The following is an 18,977-nucleotide window of genomic DNA, read 5'->3' on the forward strand; positions in this document are numbered from 1 at the left end:
GCGACAATCAAAATCGGCACTGATTGACGCGCCGCGACAATCACATTCTCATCCTGATTGACGCGCAATTCTCATCTGGTTTGTCGCGCTACACCGCCAGGTACTGGACAACCTGATACTGCTTGACCTGTTCGACGACGCGGCGCGGATCGGCTTCCGAAGCAATGAAATGGCGTTTCGCATCTTCAAGACTGGCGAAGCCTTCGTCTCCCGTTCGTCCTATCCGGAGGGTCTGGATCATCCCTATGTTCTGACCCTTGCGATAGATGAACTGACCCAGATCGCCCTGTCGCAAATGGCGCGCTATCCCCAGATCACCTGCAACTGGGGAACCCGGTTCACAGACCTCAAGCAGTACGACGATCACGTCAGCGTCGACGTTGTTCAAAGGATGGCGCCGAGACCATCAAGGCGAGATGGGTGATCTGAGCTGACGGTGGCCGCAGCGGGGTCCGTAAGGCGATCGGTCAGGAACTCGTCGGGTATACCTGGCCAGACCGCTTCGTCGCTACCAACATGCACTTCGATTTCGAAGCGCATGGCTGGCATCCTGTCGGCAACTGGATCATCGACAACCACTTCGGGGCCATCATCTTGCGCCTCACCCGCGACGGGCAGTGGCGAGTGACCTTTCACGAGGATGGCAGGCTGCCGCTCGATGGTCTGCGAGACAGGATATTCGAATATTATCGCAAGGTTTTACCGGACGAGGGAGCAGGCGCCCAGCTCGACCTCTACTCTCCCTACAGTATGCACCAGCGCTGCGTGGAGAAGATGCGCGTGGGCCGTGTCCTGCTGGCCGGCGATTCAGCCCACGTGACCAATCCGACCAGCGGATTCGGCCTGACCGGCGGAATCTTCGACGCTTGTGCCCTGACCGAGGTTCTCGGCCCCGTGGCCAAGGGCGAAGCTGACGAGCGGCTGTTGGATGCCTACTCAGCCGCGCGCCGCAAGGTCTTCCTGGACGTTTCATCGCCGATTAGCTGCGAAACCAAGCGCCGGACCTTCCATCTCACCGACGCGGAAATCTATGCCGAGCGTGAACGTCAAATCGAGGCGCAGAAACATGGTCTCGGCTGGGGATCGGGATCGCGGGGTTACTATTCCGTCCAGCTTGAGACGCCCTCGCTTATTAACGGGCGAACCTCGGCAGAAGAACGACTGGCCCGATACGGCCAAGGGCCTCTTGTCTGGAATCCGGAGGGCGGATTCGCTTGAGCGCTAAGTTGCGCATCTTGAGTAAGGATTGACGATGATCGGAATGTTCAAGTGCGGCGACAGAGTGCGCCTGAGTGAGGGCGGTCAGGTAATGTCTGTAACCGGAGTGGGTCCGGACAGCACTGGGCGACCGACAGTATGGTGCGCCTGGTTCAACGATCAAAATGTTCACAATACGTCGTCGGCTATGTGCACGTCGCTCCGACTTTCGACCAAAGCCCAACCAATCCCCTCGTCGGGCTCGAACTGAACCCCGATCATGGACCGCGCGGGCCCCACCGCGTTATCCAACGAAGCGGCGCAGCACGCTGAATTTACGCATGGTCGCAGTAAGAAGTGCGGCCGCCGCGAAGCTTAGGATCGCAAGGCCGAAAACATCGTACAAGCTTCGAATATCAATAAATTCTCTAAAGATCCAAAGGCAGAGCAGCTGAGACACATAAATTCCCAAGGCCAAGCCGCCTAGCCGCGACAGGCGTTCAACTAAGAACGAAGATTTCAGAGACCTGGCAAAAAGAAATGCGCCGACTCCAAATATATACGTAGAAATAATAAAGTCATGACTGATAAAATTATTACCCGTTAATATTGATATTGAATTCTCTTCAAAAAATACTGCAAAGGCTCCAATAACAGTGATGAGCGCGGCGCTCCATACGGGTACTTTTCGCTGGTATCTGGCGATTGCGTGCCCCAGAAGCACATATGATGGAGCAATCAGCAAACCACCGCGACGCGCCTCACCAGAAAGCGCTAAGACGTCATGATACGGCCCGGTTGACAGTGCAACACACGCTAAGAGAAAACATGTAAAAAAAGACCCCCATAGACCAAGTATAGTCATCGAATAGCTTACAATTACGATCGCGGCACCAACGGCTGGCAAGTACCACAAATGGAAGGCCGTTCCGCCGGAAATTAGATCCGTCGGCCTTAAAAGAACATCACTAACGCCTGTAGAGAATGCCACTCCATAATAAACCACCATCCAAAACACGTAAATTGGCAATAGCTTTTCTAATTGATATTTAATAACTCTCAAATTCACTTGAGAGTTTATTCTTAAGAAGTACCCTGACGTGATCAAAAAAAATGGAACTGCAGATCTGCACAAAATACTCAAAAATGAGTATTTTTGATCTTGTGATATTGGCATTGAATGGAGAATTACAACAAGAAATGACATCACAAAACGCCCGGCATCCAGACCTTTTTGTCGCGCCCCGTTATTTTCAGGATCCTTTGCCTGACTAAAATTTTTCGATAACGAAACGACGGAGCTCTGCGGCACCAGAAGCTTGAAAAACGGGTTCATGCGGTGCTCCAAAAGTCGCGCCCCCCCGATGTCGACCTGATCGCCTCACCGGATAACATCGCAAAGAGTTCAATCGGTTTGTTCGCAATTGCGAAGAAGACCACACAATTGCGCCATGCGCGCTGCCCCCACAACCCCATATTCAAATTCATCTGCTTTCGAACGAGCCGCCTCGCCACATCGCTTGCGCAGTGCGGTATCCGCTGCAAACCGCTTAAGCGCCTGCGCCAGAGCGATTACATTTCCGGCCTCCACCAGCAATCCGGTCTCTGCATCCCGCACGAGTCGAGCAGCACCCATCGGAGTGGTTATGACCGGTAAACTACAAGCAGCCGCCTCGTACGTGACCTGCGGTCCACCTTCTTCGAGGGTGGGGAAAACGAAGACGTCACAATTGCGATAGAGACTGGCCACATCGTCGACCTGGCCAAGGTGGCGCACGTTCCCGGCCCCGATGGCTGCATCGACCATCGGTTGCAGGGAAGGCTCAACCCTGCCCGCCAGAACCAGTTCCCCCTTGATGCCCGACAGGCGCCAGGCATCGAGCAGATCGGGCAGACCTTTACGAACATTCATCAGACCGACAAAGCACGCCGTGAATGGCGTGTTGGCATCCCGAGTTTGCCCGGCGCCTTTGGGAAATCGCCTGCGGTCCCAGCCGAAGCTGGTGGAAAGGATGCGCGATGGCGATACGCCCCAAGTGATCAGCGCCGCTTCAACTTCCGCATTTGAAGCAAAGAGCCGGTCGTAGAGCGCCAGCACCTCATTTTCCCGCGCGACATCCCCATCACCAATGCCGTGCGCCGGCACCAGGCCACGGGCAACATAAGCAGCATCCAAAACAGACTTGGCATGTGCCATCGGGCTGTTGATCATCTCACCCACCGTGATCAGTCCACGATCCTTGGCTCGCTGCACAAGTTCCGATGGACCGCCCGGCCAGAACCAGACGATGGTGCCCGGCTCTGCCTGATCGATCGCACGCGCGAATTTTTTAAACAGCTTTGCAGAAGCGGATTTGTGCATTTGGCGAAAAGGCAGTCTGCGCAGGATCGGCCCTGCACCTTGTACAACCTTGAGACCGGGGTGAACTGCCTTGCGCAGGCGAAGTACGAAAAGAGTCGTATCCAGCGGCCCTTGTGGGAAAGAGGCCAGAATGCGCACGCAGCTTTCTGCCGGTCCCCGCCCGGTGTAGCTGTGGGGCAGGAGCACGAGGCACGCTTGGCCTTTTGCACGGTTCGTAGCAGTTCCGCCTTGCACCTTGTAATTCCCCCCTTGCTGCTCAGGCTGAACGATCTACCGCGCGCCGCTCAGACATGCGCCCCAGCACGCTGCGCACCAGCGGCAGCCGCTCGAACTGCAGCCGCACGTCGTGCGGCATTCGTGAAATGGTGTGGAGCAGGTGGGCCAGACAGGCGGCCACCAGTATTGCGGCAAGAGCCATGGCAGCAAACCAGCCTGGCGCCAGATCGCTGGCGAGGACAGACAGCAACACCAGCGCGGCAGTTGGCGCGACATGCCCGAGCAGCCAGCGATCCACTGCTCTCGCTCGCCACGCCAAAATAACTGCATCGGCAGCGCTGCGCAGGGTAAACGCCCAGGCAATACCCGCCAACCCGAACGCGTTGCCCAAAATGAACAGTATTCCGAGGTAGAAAGGCAGCTCGGAGATGCTCAACATGGCTGTAAACTGCGGATTTCCGCGCGCCTGCAACAACGCCAGTGGCACATTGGCAAGCGCCATGAACCACACCCCAAGCAGGATGATCTTGGCGATCTCGACCGACCGCGGATCAAGGTGCGAGCCGAGCCACAGCGTTAGCAAGGGTTCGGCAAGGCAGATCAAACCGATGATGAATGGTGCAAATAACTGACCCACGAAGACTGTAAACTGCCGACAGCGGACAAGCGCTTCGTCATCATCCAGCGCGGCAAACCGCGGGAAAAGCACACCGACTACCGACTGTGGCAGCACCAACGTCCGGTAGGCCACCTGATAGGGAATTGTGTAGACCGCAACCGCGAAGGCGCCATAGATCGCACCGATGATGAAGCGGTCGGAATAGATCATCAGTGGTCCGATCAAAGCGGACACCATGATCCAAGCCCCAAAATTGGCAAGGCGACGCATCTCCGCCCATGAGGGCCGTACCGCCTGACCGGCCAGAAATTGCCTCCATACCATCGTGCCCATCATCACGAGGCCGAGGGCGCGACCGATCAGCGATGCCGCGACCAGCCATTGAAGGTCCTTGCTGATCGTGGCGGCCGCGACGAGCGGCAGTATCTGCAACCCGAGATTGCTGACCAGAAAACTCCATGAGGTGTACTTAAATCGCTCCATCCCGATCAGCGCGCCCGAAAGCACGCCGGTCAGCGTCACCACCGGGCTGCATAGCGCCAGCGCCCACAGCGACCGCATCAATTCCTGACGCAGCCCCGGTTCGACTTTCATCACCTCGCCGAAATAATACCCCGATGCGACGAGCGCGAACAGCGCCCCCAGACCACCTAGGATGAGCATGCTGACAATGCCTGACCAGACGACCGAAGCAATCTGATCTGGCGGACTGTTACGACTGGATGCGATACGTTGCGCCACCGCCCGGCCGATGCCGAAGTCCGCTTGGCCAAAATATCCTAGCAGGGTCCAAGCAATGACGAGTGCGCCGTAACGCTCAACTCCAATGGTGCTCACATAGAGAGGTACCGTAGCAATAGCACTGATAACGGGAAGTGCGTTTGCCATGAACGCATAGATACTGTTTCGAGCAAGACTCATGTGAGTGCCCCTACGCTGACCGACAATGGCACGCTCTCTGGTGGTTTACGTGCTGGCATGAATACACACTGCGCCAGCGACGCACCTGCGCCAATCATCGCCATGAACCAGATGAGGCTTTCACCAAAGAACGTCACCGTCATGCTGGCAACGAAAAGGATCACGAGAGCGCAATTAAGACCAAACAGCATATCTCGTTCCGGCCCCTTGCCCTTGCCCACAACCCGGCCAAGAAGCACGATCGTGATCGCCATGGAGAAGGCAATCGCAAGCGACACAAAAGCGCCATCCCGAATTGCGAGGGCGAGAAAATGTGCGTCAACACTGGGGCTTGGCAGCAGACCGAGCGGGCGTTCGTACTCGGCATAACCGATGCCATAGACCGGATGCTTCTCGACAGATTTGAGGCCCCACTCCCAGATCGCCTTTCGGTAGTATCCGGTCTGCGGGACCAACGTCTGCCGTATCAGCAAATCGAGTAAGCCCTTATTGGACACGACTTCCAGACCCAACCCAACAAGCATAGTAAAGGTAACAATAACATTCCAGGTGAGGCCCCTTACGAGGCGTATAAATTTATCAGTTACCTTTAAAATGATGGATAAGATAATCGCAATTCCCGCAGCGGAACTTAGAGAAAATATCCCACACAGACCAGATATTAAGGCCAGATACAGGGGCCAATGCTTGATCCCACTATTGAGAAAAACAATCAGAGTGCTGGACAGCAATACTCCGCCCAAAATTGGATGGGAAAATACCGAAATAGCTCTGAGAAAGCCATATCTGTATTCCAGTCTTATTTCATTGAAGCCATTTACCGCACCTTCGGAGTAACGCGGCAATTGTCCAAATATACTCGCATACATTGGACGCAGGACGTGGCCCTTGTGCAGGCTTTCAAAGGCCATGAAAGCACCAGCAAAAGCGAGGCCAGGTATGATGAGCAAAAAGAATAAGCGTAGATCACTGGTGTCCCGGATGCATAGTCGAGCGACGAAGTATCCGCCGGCCGTGTCGATTACGACCCCCATTGCCCGCACAAAGCCGGAGCCGTAGCCGTAATGATCGATAAAGGATACGAGCGTCCACACGCTGGCGAGCACGATCAGCAGGTCGGCCAATCCGAAGCGGACCCGCCTTCGCTCGGATATCATGAGCCATGGAATGGCGAATGCGAGAATGACAAGGCGATAGGCTGGCAGGTTAACACCTGCCACCGTGACGCGTACTTCCGGAGAAAGGAAAAACATCGAGTATGCAAGCAGTAACAAAGGAACCAGGTTCCTTACCCTGTCGGCGCTCGCCGAACCTGTTCGAGCGTCGGACGACGGCCTTGCCGCAAGCGGGCGCTTCGCATCAGTTACGATCATCATTTCCATCCGTGAAGCAGGGCACGAGCGTCGTTCCTAAGGGCATTCGGGGGCAATCACTCGTAACCCGCCCTTCTCGCAATTTCCACCGAATCGGCGCTGAGATGATCGGGCCTTGCTTTAACGTGCCGGCGTCGCCAACGCGCGCGCCAAAGCGGGAGCGGATTGTCGGTCAGAGCGCAAATCGACGTGTAGATCGGCAAGCGCGCCCTCCATTTGCGACGCGCATAGCGGTATGCCTTGAGATAGCCACCGCCCAGTGACACGATCGGTCGATTGTTGTGAACGACCGGGAGTTCGACGGCAAACGCCGACCGCCCCAGATCTGTAGCCATCTGCACCATGTCAGTCCCGTACAGGTGAAAATGTGGCAGGTTTTCATCGAATCTGAAGTTTTCGGTACGGCGAAAGATCAGAAGCAGTTCGTCAAAAGACCCGACGGCCGTGGGCGCAAATCCACGGGTACCGAGTTCGCGCTTCATTGTCACGTCCCATACCCGGCCGATATGCTGCCCGTCCGGGGTAATACCATACGGGCCGGCAACCATCCAGTCCGGATGCGCCTCGCCCAATGCGTTCAACGTGGTGATTGCCTGATCCAGCCATCCCTTCGGAAGATAGACGTCTTGATGCGCAAACAGGCAGATCGCTGCGGATGTGCGGGACAATCCTTCGTTGTAGGCCGCCGACATGCACTTGGCATCCTTTATGACGACAAGCGGCAATCGACCAGATGCAACGTCTGGAGATCTGCGAAGACAACTTTCGAGAACGGCGTCGCTATCGACCGCTGCGATCAGACAGAAGTCTTCAGCTTTGAGCATAGATCACCCCTATGACTGACAGTGTTGCGATCAGTCCAGCCACTGTCCATATTGCCCATCGAAAGGCGAAACGAGGCCCATCGTCGACACGCCAGTAGCGCGCACTATTATCCCAGGAATCCGGCAGTCTGCCATATCGAGCCACTTCCACCCCGCTTTGTATGAGCCTTGCCGGATTGCCACCGACGATCGTACCCGAAGCGACGTCTTCGAATACGACCGAGCCGGCTGCAACAATCGATCCTTCGCCGACTGTTACACCGGGGAGAACCACGGCTCCTGCGCCAATGAAGCTGTTTCGGCCTATATGCACCGGGCTACTACCACCCTCGGCGGTGCGTGTGATAATCAACGCCCGAAGAGCCACTACTGTGCAGGCGCCTATCGAGATCGAAGCTCGGCCCCCGCTAATCAGCCTGGCCGCAAAAGACAATCGCGCCGAACGGTCGACGCGGTGACCATGGACCAGCTCGATCCACCGGCAACGCAGCGCCATGGCACGACGTCTCCATGTCTCCAATGCATTCAATGTGCGCATTACGCGTTCATCGCGGGATTGCAGCGTGCCGCGCGGTTGACTATCGCAATCCGATGACCGCCATCCAACGTCGAAACGTACGTCGGGAAACGCTCCGGCAAAAGTGGCAGCGCATCGTGCGGCGAGTGGTGTGGCAAATGGACATCCATCCGTCCGCACGGATCGCTGCCACTGCGAACATCGATCGCACCTGGCCGAAGGGCGTCCATATCGGCGCGGACTGCCTCATCGATGATTACGCCATCATTCTCACCCATGATACAACACGCGGGCTGTACCTCGACACCTACGTGGGCGACGGCACCGTGATCGGGCCGCGCGCCATTGTGCTGCCTGGAGTGAGAGTCGGCCACCATTGCCGGATCGAAGCCGGTGCCGTGATCGTCCGGGACATCCCGGATCATTGCGTGGTCAAGGGGAACCCGATGATCATCGAACCCGGACACCATACGGCCTGAATGCACGTCCCGTTGCCTGTCTTGTGCTTTTGACAGGCATACGATTCGTCGCACGATCACTTCACCTGCAACGGGCGCCACCAGGCTTCGTTTTCGAGATACCAGCGCAGGGTATTGCGCAGGCCGTTCTCGAAATCGTGCTGGGGGACGTAGCCGATTTCAGCGCGCGCCTTGGTCTCGTCGATCGCATAGCGCCGGTCGTGGCCCTTGCGGTCTTCGACGAAAGTCTTGAGTTCACTCGTCGGGCGGCCCTTGGCGGCTGGCGCATCGGGATAGCGCGCGGCCAGACCCTCGATCTCTTCGAATGCGCGATCGACTTCGGCGCAGATGCGGTCGATCACCGCCATGTTCGGGAGTTCTTCACCGCCGCCGATGTTGTAGGTTTCGCCCGGCTTGCCGTTGAGCAACGCCGCTTCGATACCGCGACAGTGATCCTCGACATAAAGCCAGTCGCGCACGTTCATGCCATCGCCATAGATCGGCAGCGGCTTGCCCGACAGCGCATTGAGCACGAACAGCGGGATCAGCTTTTCGGGGTAATGATAAGGCCCGTAATTGTTCGAGCAGTTCGTCGTCGTGACGTCCAGGCCATACGTATGGTGATAGGCGCGCACGAGGTGATCGGATGCTGCCTTCGACGCCGAATAGGGCGAATTCGGCTGGTACTGGGTGGTTTCGGCAAAAGCCGGGTCGGTCGGGCCGAGCGAACCGTAGACCTCGTCGGTCGAAATGTGGTGAAAGCGGTGGGCGCGGCCCGACCCTGCATCCAGCCACACCGCGCGTGCGGCTTTGAGCAGACTGTTGGTGCCCAGAATGTTGGTGTCGATGAACGCGTCAGGCCCGGTGATCGAACGATCGACGTGGCTCTCGGCCGCAAAGTGGACGATGGTGGCGATGTCCCGCTCGCGCAGCAACTTCTCGACCAGATCGGTATCGCGAATGTCGCCGACGACCAGCTCAGCTTGCTCGACGCCCTCGATGGTCGAACGGTTGCCCGCGTACGTCAGGCAATCTAGCACGATCACGCTGTCGTCGGGATGCGTCTTGCCCCAGTAATGGACGAAGTTGCCACCGATGAAACCGGCTCCGCCGGTCACGAGCACATTAGCCAAGCGCAATTTCCTCTTCGAGCATGGTCTTCAGATTGGTTCGCCAGTGCACCGCCGCAGACGACAGCGCCGCCCGCGTTGCCGAAACGTCCAGCACCGAAAACGACGGCCGCTTGGCCGGGGTCGGATAGTCGGCGGTGGCGATCGGGGTGATCGCGGGAATCCGCGCGAGCAGGCCGATGGCATGGGCCTCCTCGGCAATGGCGACGGCAAAGTCGTACCAGCTGGCTACCCCGTCGTCGCGGTGATGCCAGATGCCCGTCGCATCGCGAGCTGCAAGGCCCCACAGCGTGTGCGCCAGACCAGTGGCCCACGTGGGGGAGCCGATCTGATCGCCGACCACCCGCAATTCATCACGCTCACGCATCAGGCGCAGCATGGTGCGCACGAAGTTGGCGCCGCCTGCAGCATAGACCCAGCTGGTACGCACGATAATCGCGCTGTCGCCTGCAGCGTCCTCGCCCGCGGCCTTGCTGGCGCCATAGACCGATTGCGGGTTGCGCGCGTCATCAGGGCGATAGCCCCGTCCGCTCGTGCCATCGAACACGAAATCTGTCGAAACCTGGACCAGACGCCCCGCCCCGCCGAGCGCTCGTGCAAAGGCAGCGGGTGCCCCGGCGTTGACCGCGTGCGCAAGCTCAGGCTCGCTTTCGGCGCGGTCGACGGCGGTATAGGCCGCCGCATTGAGCACCAAGTCGGGCTGCTCGGCATCGACCAGCCGCGCAATGGCGTCAGGATCGGACAGGTCGAGCGCGGCGCGATCAAGCGCGACACAGGTCCAGCCTTCAGGCCGGGACGCCAGCAGGGCCTTGCCCAACTGGCCATTGACCCCGGTAACCAGCGCCTTTTTCATGCAAAAGCCTGCACTTGCGCCAGCGGCACGCCGTCAGCATCCTTGGCCGAAAGCTTGGGCTCGATCCCGTCGAGCGGCCATTCGATGCCGACGCTTGGATCGTCCCACGCCAGACTGCACTCGTTCTGCGGCAGGTAGGCCGACGTGCACTTATAGAGGAAGTCGGTATCGTCCTCGAGCGTCAGAAAGCCATGTGCGAAGCCTTCGGGCACCCAGAACATCCGCTTGTTTGCTGCCGAAAGCACGACGCCGGTCCACTTCCCGAAGGTGGGAGAGGAGCGGCGCAGATCGACGATGGCGTCGAACACGGCACCGTTGACCACCCGTACAAGCTTGCCTTGTGGCTGGGGGTTCTGGAAATGCATGCCGCGCAACACGCCCTTTTGCGACCGGCTGTGGTTGTCCTGCACGAAGGTCAGATCAAGCCCGGCCTTGGCAAACGCGCCGGCGTTCCAGCTTTCCATGAAGAACCCGCGCTCGTCACCGAACACCTTGGGTTCCAGGATCAGCGGTCCGGCGATGTCGCATTCGATCACATTCACACTGAGTGCCCCTGCTTCAGCGTCTGCAGCAGGTATTCGCCATAACCGGACTTGCGCAGCGGCTGGGCGATGGCCTCGAGTTCGGCGTCGGAAATGAAGCCCTGACGCCACGCGATCTCTTCGGGGCAGCAGATCTTGAGGCCCTGCCGCTCTTCGGTGATGCGGACATAGGCCCCCGCGTCGAGCAGCGAGGCGTGGGTGCCGGTGTCGAGCCAGGCGAAGCCACGGCCCATGATTTCAACAGCAAGCTCGCCGTCATCCATATACAGACGGTTGAGATCGGTGATCTCGAGTTCGCCACGCGGCGAAGGCTTCATGTCGCGCGCGCGGTCGACCACGGTTTCGTCATAGAAATACAGGCCGGTCACGGCGTAGTTCGATTTGGGCTTGGCCGGCTTTTCCTCGATGGTTTCCGCCCGGCCTTCGGCATCGAACGACACCACGCCATAGGCCTGCGGATCATTGACACGATAGGCAAAGACGCTCGCCCCACTGGTCCGCGCGTTCGCGTTTTGCAGAAGCTGCGGGAGGCCGTGACCGTAAAAGATGTTGTCGCCAAGCACGAGCGCGCTCGGGCTTCCACCGACGAAGTCCGCGCCGATGTGGAACGCCTGCGCCAGCCCCTCCGGCTTGGGCTGAACCGCATAAGTCAACGAAATGCCGAAATCCGATCCATCGCCGAGCACGCGCTGGAATTGCGCGGCATCATCAGGCGTGGTGATGATCAGGATGTCGCGAATGCCGGCCAGCATCAGCGTGCTGAGCGGATAGTAGATCATTGGCTTGTCGAATACCGGCATCAGCTGCTTGGAAACACCGCGCGTCAGTGGGTACAACCGCGTGCCAGAGCCGCCTGCAAGTATTATCCCTTTGCGTGTCATCCGACCGAAACCCCTTCTCTTGCCGATCGCAGCCCTCCGATCTGCCCTCAAAGGGCCTCTCTCGGGTACGGCGCGACAATATGTCGCATTGCAGCACAACGTCCGCCGGTCAACGGGTTTTGGGTTACAGCCGTTGATGTAAATGGGCTATTGGCAACCGCCGTATGATGTCTTGTCGTGCGGACACGTCCACGGATGCGAAGTGGAGCTCGCGACCGCTAAAGTGACCAGCGCTCGGCCCGAGCAGAGGCCATCGGTCAGATTCGGAAGGAGCAGAATCGCGCTTGCAGGTCGGGACGGGGCAATCCACATACACCCGTGATCGCCGTGATTTTTGAGCGGAAAACGGCAACGGCAGTTGCGCCACACAATCATCTGACATGCGCCGTCAAAGGCCGATCAAGAGATGGGCGTACCAACGGTCGACGAAGTCAGTTCGCTTACCCGGATTGCAAGGTCGCCAAGCGAGAACGGCTTGGTGATCATGGACATGTTCTCAGAAAGGAAATCTCCGCGTAAAGTCGCATTCTCGGCATAGCCGGTAATGAACAGGATGGGCAGGCTTGGCCGATGCGCGCGGGCAACATCGGCCAGCTCGCGGCCAGTCATGCCTGGCATGCCCACGTCCGAGATCATCAGGTCGATGCGCGTGCCCGATGCAAGCAGCGGCACAGCATCGCTCGGATCTGCAAATTCGACGACTTCATAGTGCAGTTCCTCCAACACCTCGCGAACGAGCATCCGCACGGCCGGATCGTCCTCGACAACCAACACGCGCTCACCGTCTCCGCGAGGGGTGGCTTCCGGAACCGCCACACCCTTATGGGCTAGGGTCGCAGCCGTGATCGGCAGGTGCAACCGCACCGTGGTGCCAAGCCCCGGGCGGCTATCCAGCTGAACCGCCCCGCCACTCTGCTTGGCAAAGCCATAGACCATGGACAGACCAAGTCCGGTGCCGAGGCCCACAGGTTTCGTCGTGAAGAACGGGTCGAACACCTTGTCCATCACGTCTTGCGGTATGCCTGTCCCCGTATCCGAAACCGCTACGGTGACATAGTGGCCCGCAGAGAGCCCGGGCGGAATTGTCGCACACGGCATGCCGAAATCCTCGTGCGCCGTTTCAATCACCAGCCTGCCTCCCTCCGGCATCGCGTCACGTGCATTAAGGACGAGATTGAGAATGGCATTTTCCAGTTGGTTGGCATCCGCCAAGACGGCTGGAAGGTCCTCTGCGAGCGTCGTCTCCAGCGCGATCTGCTCTGACAAGGCGTTGTGCACCAGCGGGGTGATCGAACCGATCAACGCATTGATGTCCAGGGGCTGGGGATCGAGCGACTGACGACGGGAAAACGCCAGCAGCCGATGCGTCAAAGAGGCCGCCCGCTGGGCAGACGTGGTGGCTGCGTCCATGAAGCGATCAAGTTCTTCGTACCGTTTGGCCTCGATGCGCCGCCGCATCAGGTCGAGCGACCCGATGATGCCCGTCAGCATATTGTTGAAATCGTGGGCAATGCCACCGGTCAGTTGACCGACCGCTTCCATCTTCTGGCTCTGGCGCAGCGATGCCTCGGCGCGCTCGCGCTCGGCTGTTTCTGCACGAAGGCGCTCCAGCGCATGTTCGAGTTCGGCAGTACGTTCATGCACCTGCATTTCGAGACGTCCCGCCGCATCGGCAAGCGCCTTGCTCTGCTGCTCGATCTCGCGGCGCTGCCGATGGAGGTCGAAGAAGACAGTGGCCTTGCTGCTGAGGATGTCACCTTCGATCGGCTTCTGAATGAAGTCGACCGCGCCTGCCTCGTAGCCGCGGAAACGTCGCTGTCCGTCGGCGCTGCCGGCGGTCAGGAATATGATCGGGACATGGCGGGTGCGTTCGCTTCCCCGCATGAACTCGGCCAGTTCGAAACCGTCCATTCCGGGCATCTGCACGTCTAGCAGCGCCAGCGCGATTTCATGGCGCAACAACAGTTCGAGCGCTTCCTCGCCCGAGCGCGCGCGCAGGAACGAAAGGCCATCGCGCCGCAGCAGCGCCTCGAGCGCCACCAGATTTTCCTCGAGGTCGTCGACGATCAGGAAATGGATTGGTTCGCCAGCGTTGTTCATATTGTTCCTACCTGAGCCAACCGATCCGCAATTGCGTCGAGCGACAGGGTCAGTGCAGACGGACAGCGCGCCAGTGCAGCGCGCGGCATTGTATCGGCAAAGGCATGCTCCGGGTCCTCGACCAGCACTGTCCCGCCTGCGTCGATAATCGCTGCCGAGCCCACCGCGCCGTCCTCGTTCGCACCGGTCAGCATGACGCCAATCAGCCCTTCGCCATAGCTGTCAGCGGCGCTCTGGAAGAGTACGTCGATGGAGGGACGCGAATACAGCACAGGCTCGTCGAGCGACAAGGCGATCGTACGGTCATCCTCCACCAGCATGTGATAGCCGGGCGGCGCGAAATAGACGCATGCGCTCTCAATGGGCTCCTTGTCGTCCGGCTCGCGCACCCTGATCGCGCATTTGCTTGCGAACAGGGCAACCAGACCCGATGGATCGGCGGGCACGTGGACCACGATCACCACTGGTAGCGGATAAGTTGCGGGCAGACGCGGCAATATCTGTGAAAGCGCCTGCACTGCGCCGGCCGATGCGCCTATCACGATCGCCTTTGCCCCGTTCGGCATCATGCGTCGCGCCGCCGGTAGATCTTTTCCTCGCGTACGAACTCGGTGAACGCGTCGGCATGTTCGGAAAAGCGCAGCGTTTCCTTGGAGCCCAGCCCAAGAAATCCCCGGCGGCTGAGCGAATCCCGAAACAGCCCCAGCGCGCGGTCCTGCAGCGGCCGGTCGAAGTAGATCATCACGTTGCGGCACGAGACGAACTGGCATTCGGCAAAGACGGCGTCATTCGCCAGACTATGGTCTGAAAACACCACCCGTTCGCGCAGCTTCCGGTCAAACACTACGCGGTCGTAGGCACTGCTGTAGTAATCCGACAGCGAGGTCCGTCCACCCGAGCGCTGGTGATTGCGGGTAAAAGTGGCGATGCGATCAAGCGCATATATGCCCTTTTGCGCCGTCTCGAGCGCCGTCGGATTGATGTCGGTCGCGTAGATCAGGGTGCGATCGAGCAGCCCCTCCTCCTGCAACAGGATGGCGAAAGAATAGAGCTCCTCGCCCCCGCTGCAGCCAGCGATCCAGATCTTGAGCGACGGATAGGTCTGCAGATGTGGCACGACCTTCTCACGGATTGCCTTGAAGTACCCGGGATCGCGAAACATTTCGCTGACCTGGACGGTCAGGAAGTCGAGCAACCGGGTCAGAACCGCTTCGTCATGCAGCAGGGCGTCCTGCATCATCGAGATGCTGGCAAACCCCAGCTGCTGGCAAGCCTGCCGCAGCCGACGCCGGATAGAAGCACGCGCATAGTGGCGGAAGTCGTAGTGATACCGCCGGTGCAGCGCCTCCAGCAGCAGGTACGTCTCTATCTCTTCCACCGGCTCACTCGCCGGTTGGTTCAGCGTGGCATCCATACACGCACCAGCGAGAGCAGCTTGTCGACATCGAGGGGTTTGGCCATGTAATCGTTAGCGCCTGCGGCGAGACATCGTTCCTGATCGTCGGGCATGGCCTTGGCGGTCAGCATGATGACCGGCAGACGCGACAGACGCGGATCGAGCCTGATCCGGTGCGTGGCCTCAAGTCCGTCCATCACCGGCATCATCACGTCCATCAACACGAGATCGACTTCTTCCGGCGTGCCACGACCTTGCGCCAATGCGTCGAGCGCTTCCTGGCCATTGCGTGCAATTACGACTTTCGCGCCGCGCGGTTCGAGGATGTTGACCAGTGAATAGACGTTGCGGACGTCATCCTCCACGATGAGAATGCGCCGGCCCTCAAGCACCGCGTCACGACTGCGCGATTGCTGGATCATCTTCTGCTGTTCAGGCGGAAGTTCCGAGACCACCTGATGCAGGAACAAGGTCACCTCGTCGAGCAGGCGTTCGGGCGACTTGGCACCTTTGATGATGATCGAGCTAGAATAGCGGCGAAGCTGCTGCTCGTCCTCGGCCGAAAGATCATGCCCGGTATAGACGATGACCGGCGGGAAGCTGTGGTCACCGTCTTCGCTGAGCGCTTGAAGAAGTGAAAAGCCCGTGGCGTCGGGCAGGGTCAGGTCGAGCACCATGCAATCGAAGGTCTGCTCTCTCAGCAACATCAGGCACTCCGCCGCCGTCCCAGCCCCGATGGTCTCGACTTCGGGTCCGGCGAGCAGTTTGCCCACCGCGTCACGCTGCACCGGATCATCTTCGACGACCAGCACGCGTCGCATCGTCCGGGTCAGCTGAGCCTCAAGCGCGCCCAGCGCATGGGTCAGGTCCTCGCGCTTTACCGGCTTCACCAGATACCCCATCGCGCCGAGCGAGAACGCGGTCTGCTGGTGGTCGCTTCCCGAAATCACGTGGATCGGGATGTGCCGCGTAGCGTCCTCGCGCTTGAGCCGGTCGAGCACCGAAAGCCCCGATTGGTCAGGCAGGCCAAGGTCCAGCACGATCGCGCTCGGCTTGAAACGACGGGCCAGATCGAGCGCTTCCTCGGCGGTGCCCGCGACAAGACACTGGAAGCCTGCATCGCGCGACAAGTCGCACACGATCCCGGCGAAGGTCTGGTCGTCCTCGACCACAAGCAGCACCCTGCGGGTGCCTTCCAACCGGTCACGGTCGTCGTCCAGCGATGGCAGCTGGGCCAGCGCCCCGGTCGCCCTGCGCGCCGCCACGGTTGGTACGACTTGCGGGGCGGTGGTCGATGTGCCTGCCCCAAACGCCGGTGCGCGCGCTTCGACCTGCGCCGGATCGTACTGCACCGGAATGGTGACAGTAAAGCGGCTGCCCTCGCCCGGCTTGCTGGCGAGCGTGATCACGCCGCCCAGCAGCCGCGCCAGTTCGCGCGAGATCGACAGGCCAAGGCCCGTACCGCCGAACTTTCGATTGATCGCACCGTCGGCCTGCCGAAACGCTTCGAAAATCGCCTGCTGGTGCTCCGGCGAAATGCCGATCCCGGTGTCGCTTACCGTCAGGGCAAGCTTGTCCCCGTCGACCGCCTCCATCCGCAGCGCGACCGCGCCTTCGGCCGTAAACTTGAATGCATTGGCAAGCAGGTTCTTCAGGATCTGCTCGAGCCTCTGTCGGTCCGTCGCGATCGACGTCGGCGCCTCGTCGGCGATGTCGATGGTGAATGCCACGCCGCGATCGGATGCGATCGGATCGAACGTCTGGCGCAAGTCGGAGGCAAGCCGCTTGAGGGTTACCGCCTCTGCACGTATCTCGACATGGCCCGCCTCGATCTTTGACAGGTCGAGAATGTCGTTGATCAGGTTGAGCAGGTCGTTGCCCGATGCCTGGATGGTGCGGGCATACTGGGTCTGCTCGTCGCTGAGGTTGCCGTGTGGGTTGTCCCCCAGAAGCTTAGACAAGATAAGCAGCGAATTGAGCGGGGTGCGCAATTCGTGGCTCATATTGGCAAGGAAGTCGGACTTGTACCGGCTGGCCTGCTCGAGCTCTCGTGCCTTGAGTTCGACCGCAGCACTCGATCTGGCAAGATCGTCACGCTGGGTTTCGAGCAACTGCGCCTGCTCTTCCAGCTGCGAATTGGTCTGTTCGAGTTCGACCTGCTGCTGTTCGAGCCGCACCGCCGATTCCTTCAACGCGCGGCCTTGCTCCTCCAGTTCCTCGTTGGTGACCCGCAACTCTTCGCTCTGAACCTGCATCTCCTCGGACTGGCGCTGCGTTTCGGCCAGCAGGTTCTGTAGTTCGGTGCGGTAGCGGGCCGAACGCAGCGCAACGCCCACCGGTTGAGTGATGCGGCTCAGCAATGTCAGGACACGTCCATCCACCTGCTGCAGAAAGCCGAACTCGATCACGGCATTCACCAAGCCATCGGCATTGAACGGCGCGATCACGAGGTGGCGGGGATTGTCTCGCCCCAGTGCCGAGCCAAGCGTCAGGTAACCCGGCGGCACGTCGTCGATCAGCATGGGCGCGCCTTCGGCTGCAACCCGGCCGAGCAAGCCTTCGCGCAGGGCAAAACTCCGGGGCACCGTCGCATCACCCGGCACGCCTACCGCCGCCACGCGTTCGAAGGTGCCCACCTCGCCCTTGAACAGCACGCTGGCCTGCGCGCCCAGGTACGACGTGAGATAATCGAGAATGGACTCAGCCAGCTCGCGCACGGTCTTGTCGCCCAGCATCGCCTGCGCAAGGCCGACCTCGCCCGCTTGCAGCCACGCCTGTTGCTGGCGCAGACGCGTCTCTCGATGGATCAGCATGCCCACTGCGAGTGACAGCACCACACCCAGCAGCGCGGTCAGCATGCCGCTCAAGATCGTTGAACGGTACGCCGCCTCCATCTGAACCAGCCGCGCCTCGCGCAAGCGGCGCTCATCGGCGCGCATGTCGTCGATCTGCGAGCGGATCGAATCCATCTCGAACTTGCCGCGATCGGTGTTCACGATCGACAGCGCCGCAGCGACTCCGCCGCTCCGGCGTAGTTCGATCGTCTGCCTCAGCTCGGCAAACTTCGCATCGACGCTTGCGCGAAGGCGCTGAAGGTTGGCCTGTTGCAGCGGATTGTCGCGCGTCAGATCGTGTATCTTGCCAAGGCTCAGACCGGTGCGATTGAGCGCGTCCCGGTAGGGATCGAGATACTTTTCGCTGCCCGTAAGCAGATAGCCGCGCTGCCCGGTCTCGGCATCCTGTACGGCCGAGAGCATGCGACCCAGCTCGGTGATGACCTCGTGCGTGTGCACCACGCGCCCGGTCTCGCCGCGCAAGTCCTGAATATTGGAGTAGGCCATCGCCCCGCTGATGACGAAGAACAGCAAGGCAGCGGCAACGCCAAGCGCGGTGCCGATCTGCATTCTGGAGCCACTGTTCGATGATTTGCGCAACAACGTCTGCGACATCTGGACAAGAAGCCTTGCAAGGGAGCCAACTACAGTCACCCCTCGCTTCCAGGCCAGTGCACACCCAAACCAGAGCGGCAAAAAACAGGAACCGGCGGCAAGCCGCGTTCTAAACACCCATCGTGACAATTCGTTCCCG

Annotated in this window: 16 protein-coding genes and 1 pseudogene; 2 read left to right on the plus strand and 15 right to left on the minus strand. The window is 59.7% G+C overall.

Annotated elements, in window-relative coordinates:
* Positions 1 to 88 precede the first annotated feature (88 nt).
* Positions 89 to 388 carry a hypothetical protein gene (locus tag GGQ88_RS09485; RefSeq protein WP_183612934.1) on the minus strand — a complete coding sequence of 100 codons (300 nt, stop codon included), beginning with the start codon at positions 386 to 388 and terminating at the stop codon, positions 89 to 91.
* Between the two features lie 53 nt (positions 389 to 441).
* Between GGQ88_RS09485 and GGQ88_RS09490 the strand changes: the two are divergent.
* A pseudogene (locus tag GGQ88_RS09490) lies at positions 442 to 1,218 on the plus strand (FAD-dependent monooxygenase); the annotation flags it as partial.
* 283 nt (positions 1,219 to 1,501) lie between these two features.
* On the opposite strand, the gene GGQ88_RS09500 reads toward GGQ88_RS09490, so the two are convergent.
* The 6 genes from GGQ88_RS09500 to GGQ88_RS09525 all read right to left on the minus strand — a co-directional run bounded on the left by GGQ88_RS09500 (position 1,502) and on the right by GGQ88_RS09525 (position 8,050).
* Positions 1,502 to 2,533, minus strand: coding sequence for an acyltransferase (locus GGQ88_RS09500; RefSeq protein WP_183612936.1), 1,032 nt, complete (start codon positions 2,531 to 2,533; stop codon positions 1,502 to 1,504).
* Between the two features lie 69 nt (positions 2,534 to 2,602).
* Positions 2,603 to 3,745, minus strand: coding sequence for a glycosyltransferase (locus GGQ88_RS09505; RefSeq protein WP_183612937.1), 1,143 nt, complete (start codon positions 3,743 to 3,745; stop codon positions 2,603 to 2,605).
* 70 nt (positions 3,746 to 3,815) lie between these two features.
* Positions 3,816 to 5,315, minus strand: coding sequence for a flippase (locus GGQ88_RS09510; protein WP_281372437.1), 1,500 nt, complete (start codon positions 5,313 to 5,315; stop codon positions 3,816 to 3,818).
* The gene (locus GGQ88_RS09515; protein ID WP_183612939.1) at positions 5,312 to 6,697 is read right to left on the minus strand and encodes a hypothetical protein; all 1,386 of its coding nucleotides are present in this window, start codon (positions 6,695 to 6,697) and stop codon (positions 5,312 to 5,314) included. Before GGQ88_RS09515 ends, GGQ88_RS09510 begins: the two co-directional genes overlap by 4 nt.
* Before the next feature lie 47 nt (positions 6,698 to 6,744).
* Positions 6,745 to 7,512 (minus strand): glycosyltransferase family protein, encoded by a 768-nt coding sequence (locus GGQ88_RS09520; protein WP_183612940.1) that lies wholly within the window; start codon positions 7,510 to 7,512, stop codon positions 6,745 to 6,747.
* Positions 7,499 to 8,050, minus strand: a complete 552-nt coding sequence (locus GGQ88_RS09525) for a DapH/DapD/GlmU-related protein (RefSeq protein ID WP_183612941.1) — start codon at positions 8,048 to 8,050, stop codon at positions 7,499 to 7,501. The genes GGQ88_RS09520 and GGQ88_RS09525 overlap by 14 nt, the downstream gene beginning before the upstream one ends.
* A gap of 53 nt (positions 8,051 to 8,103) precedes the next feature.
* On the opposite strand from GGQ88_RS09525, the gene GGQ88_RS09530 reads away from it, so the two are divergent.
* The gene (locus GGQ88_RS09530) at positions 8,104 to 8,508 is read left to right on the plus strand and encodes an acyltransferase (RefSeq protein ID WP_183612942.1); all 405 of its coding nucleotides are present in this window, start codon (positions 8,104 to 8,106) and stop codon (positions 8,506 to 8,508) included.
* Positions 8,509 to 8,564: 56 nt separating this feature from the next.
* Here GGQ88_RS09530 and rfbB read toward each other — a convergent pair whose 3' ends face one another.
* From rfbB to GGQ88_RS09570, 8 genes are all read right to left on the minus strand, one after another.
* Complete coding sequence (rfbB, locus tag GGQ88_RS09535; RefSeq protein WP_183612943.1) at positions 8,565 to 9,620, minus strand: dTDP-glucose 4,6-dehydratase; 1,056 nt, start codon at positions 9,618 to 9,620, stop codon at positions 8,565 to 8,567.
* Positions 9,613 to 10,470: a dTDP-4-dehydrorhamnose reductase gene (gene rfbD / locus GGQ88_RS09540; protein WP_183612944.1), complete on the minus strand. Its 858-nt coding sequence runs from the start codon at positions 10,468 to 10,470 to the stop codon at positions 9,613 to 9,615. The genes rfbB and rfbD overlap by 8 nt, the downstream gene beginning before the upstream one ends.
* Positions 10,467 to 11,012 carry a dTDP-4-dehydrorhamnose 3,5-epimerase gene (rfbC, locus tag GGQ88_RS09545; protein WP_183612945.1) on the minus strand — a complete coding sequence of 182 codons (546 nt, stop codon included), beginning with the start codon at positions 11,010 to 11,012 and terminating at the stop codon, positions 10,467 to 10,469. Before rfbC ends, rfbD begins: the two co-directional genes overlap by 4 nt.
* Positions 11,009 to 11,893, minus strand: a complete 885-nt coding sequence (gene rfbA, locus GGQ88_RS09550; RefSeq protein ID WP_183612946.1) for a glucose-1-phosphate thymidylyltransferase RfbA — start codon at positions 11,891 to 11,893, stop codon at positions 11,009 to 11,011. The genes rfbC and rfbA overlap by 4 nt, the downstream gene beginning before the upstream one ends.
* Before the next feature lie 399 nt (positions 11,894 to 12,292).
* Positions 12,293 to 13,993, minus strand: a complete 1,701-nt coding sequence (locus tag GGQ88_RS09555; RefSeq protein WP_183612947.1) for a response regulator — start codon at positions 13,991 to 13,993, stop codon at positions 12,293 to 12,295.
* On the minus strand, positions 13,990 to 14,562 hold the full coding sequence (locus GGQ88_RS09560) for a chemotaxis protein CheB (RefSeq protein ID WP_221214608.1): 573 nt from the start codon (positions 14,560 to 14,562) through the stop codon (positions 13,990 to 13,992). Before GGQ88_RS09560 ends, GGQ88_RS09555 begins: the two co-directional genes overlap by 4 nt.
* Positions 14,559 to 15,407, minus strand: coding sequence for a CheR family methyltransferase (locus GGQ88_RS09565; protein WP_183612948.1), 849 nt, complete (start codon positions 15,405 to 15,407; stop codon positions 14,559 to 14,561). The genes GGQ88_RS09560 and GGQ88_RS09565 overlap by 4 nt, the downstream gene beginning before the upstream one ends.
* Positions 15,392 to 18,838: a response regulator gene (locus GGQ88_RS09570; protein ID WP_425490432.1), complete on the minus strand. Its 3,447-nt coding sequence runs from the start codon at positions 18,836 to 18,838 to the stop codon at positions 15,392 to 15,394. Before GGQ88_RS09570 ends, GGQ88_RS09565 begins: the two co-directional genes overlap by 16 nt.
* Between the last annotated feature and the right edge of the window lie 139 nt (positions 18,839 to 18,977).

Origin of the sequence: Novosphingobium hassiacum, from assembly GCF_014196055.1 — a bacterium.
GTDB lineage: Bacteria > Pseudomonadota > Alphaproteobacteria > Sphingomonadales > Sphingomonadaceae > Novosphingobium > Novosphingobium hassiacum.

Excerpts from the sequence above, each read along its gene's own strand:
- GGQ88_RS09500 (WP_183612936.1), bottom strand. The coding sequence starts at position 2,533 with ATGAACCCGTTTTTCAAGCTTCTGGTGCCGCAGAGCTCCGTCGTTTCG.
- GGQ88_RS09510 (WP_281372437.1), bottom strand. The coding sequence starts at position 5,315 with ATGAGTCTTGCTCGAAACAGTATCTATGCGTTCATGGCAAACGCACTT.
- GGQ88_RS09515 (WP_183612939.1), bottom strand. The coding sequence starts at position 6,697 with ATGGAAATGATGATCGTAACTGATGCGAAGCGCCCGCTTGCGGCAAGG.
- GGQ88_RS09520 (WP_183612940.1), bottom strand. The coding sequence starts at position 7,512 with ATGCTCAAAGCTGAAGACTTCTGTCTGATCGCAGCGGTCGATAGCGAC.
- GGQ88_RS09525 (WP_183612941.1), bottom strand. The coding sequence starts at position 8,050 with ATGCGCACATTGAATGCATTGGAGACATGGAGACGTCGTGCCATGGCG.
- GGQ88_RS09530 (WP_183612942.1), top strand. The coding sequence starts at position 8,104 with ATGACCGCCATCCAACGTCGAAACGTACGTCGGGAAACGCTCCGGCAA.
- rfbD (WP_183612944.1), bottom strand. The coding sequence starts at position 10,470 with ATGAAAAAGGCGCTGGTTACCGGGGTCAATGGCCAGTTGGGCAAGGCC.
- rfbA (WP_183612946.1), bottom strand. The coding sequence starts at position 11,893 with ATGACACGCAAAGGGATAATACTTGCAGGCGGCTCTGGCACGCGGTTG.
- GGQ88_RS09555 (WP_183612947.1), bottom strand. The coding sequence starts at position 13,993 with ATGAACAACGCTGGCGAACCAATCCATTTCCTGATCGTCGACGACCTC.
- GGQ88_RS09560 (WP_221214608.1), bottom strand. The coding sequence starts at position 14,562 with ATGATGCCGAACGGGGCAAAGGCGATCGTGATAGGCGCATCGGCCGGC.
- GGQ88_RS09565 (WP_183612948.1), bottom strand. The coding sequence starts at position 15,407 with ATGGATGCCACGCTGAACCAACCGGCGAGTGAGCCGGTGGAAGAGATA.
- GGQ88_RS09570 (WP_425490432.1), bottom strand. The coding sequence starts at position 18,838 with ATGTCGCAGACGTTGTTGCGCAAATCATCGAACAGTGGCTCCAGAATG.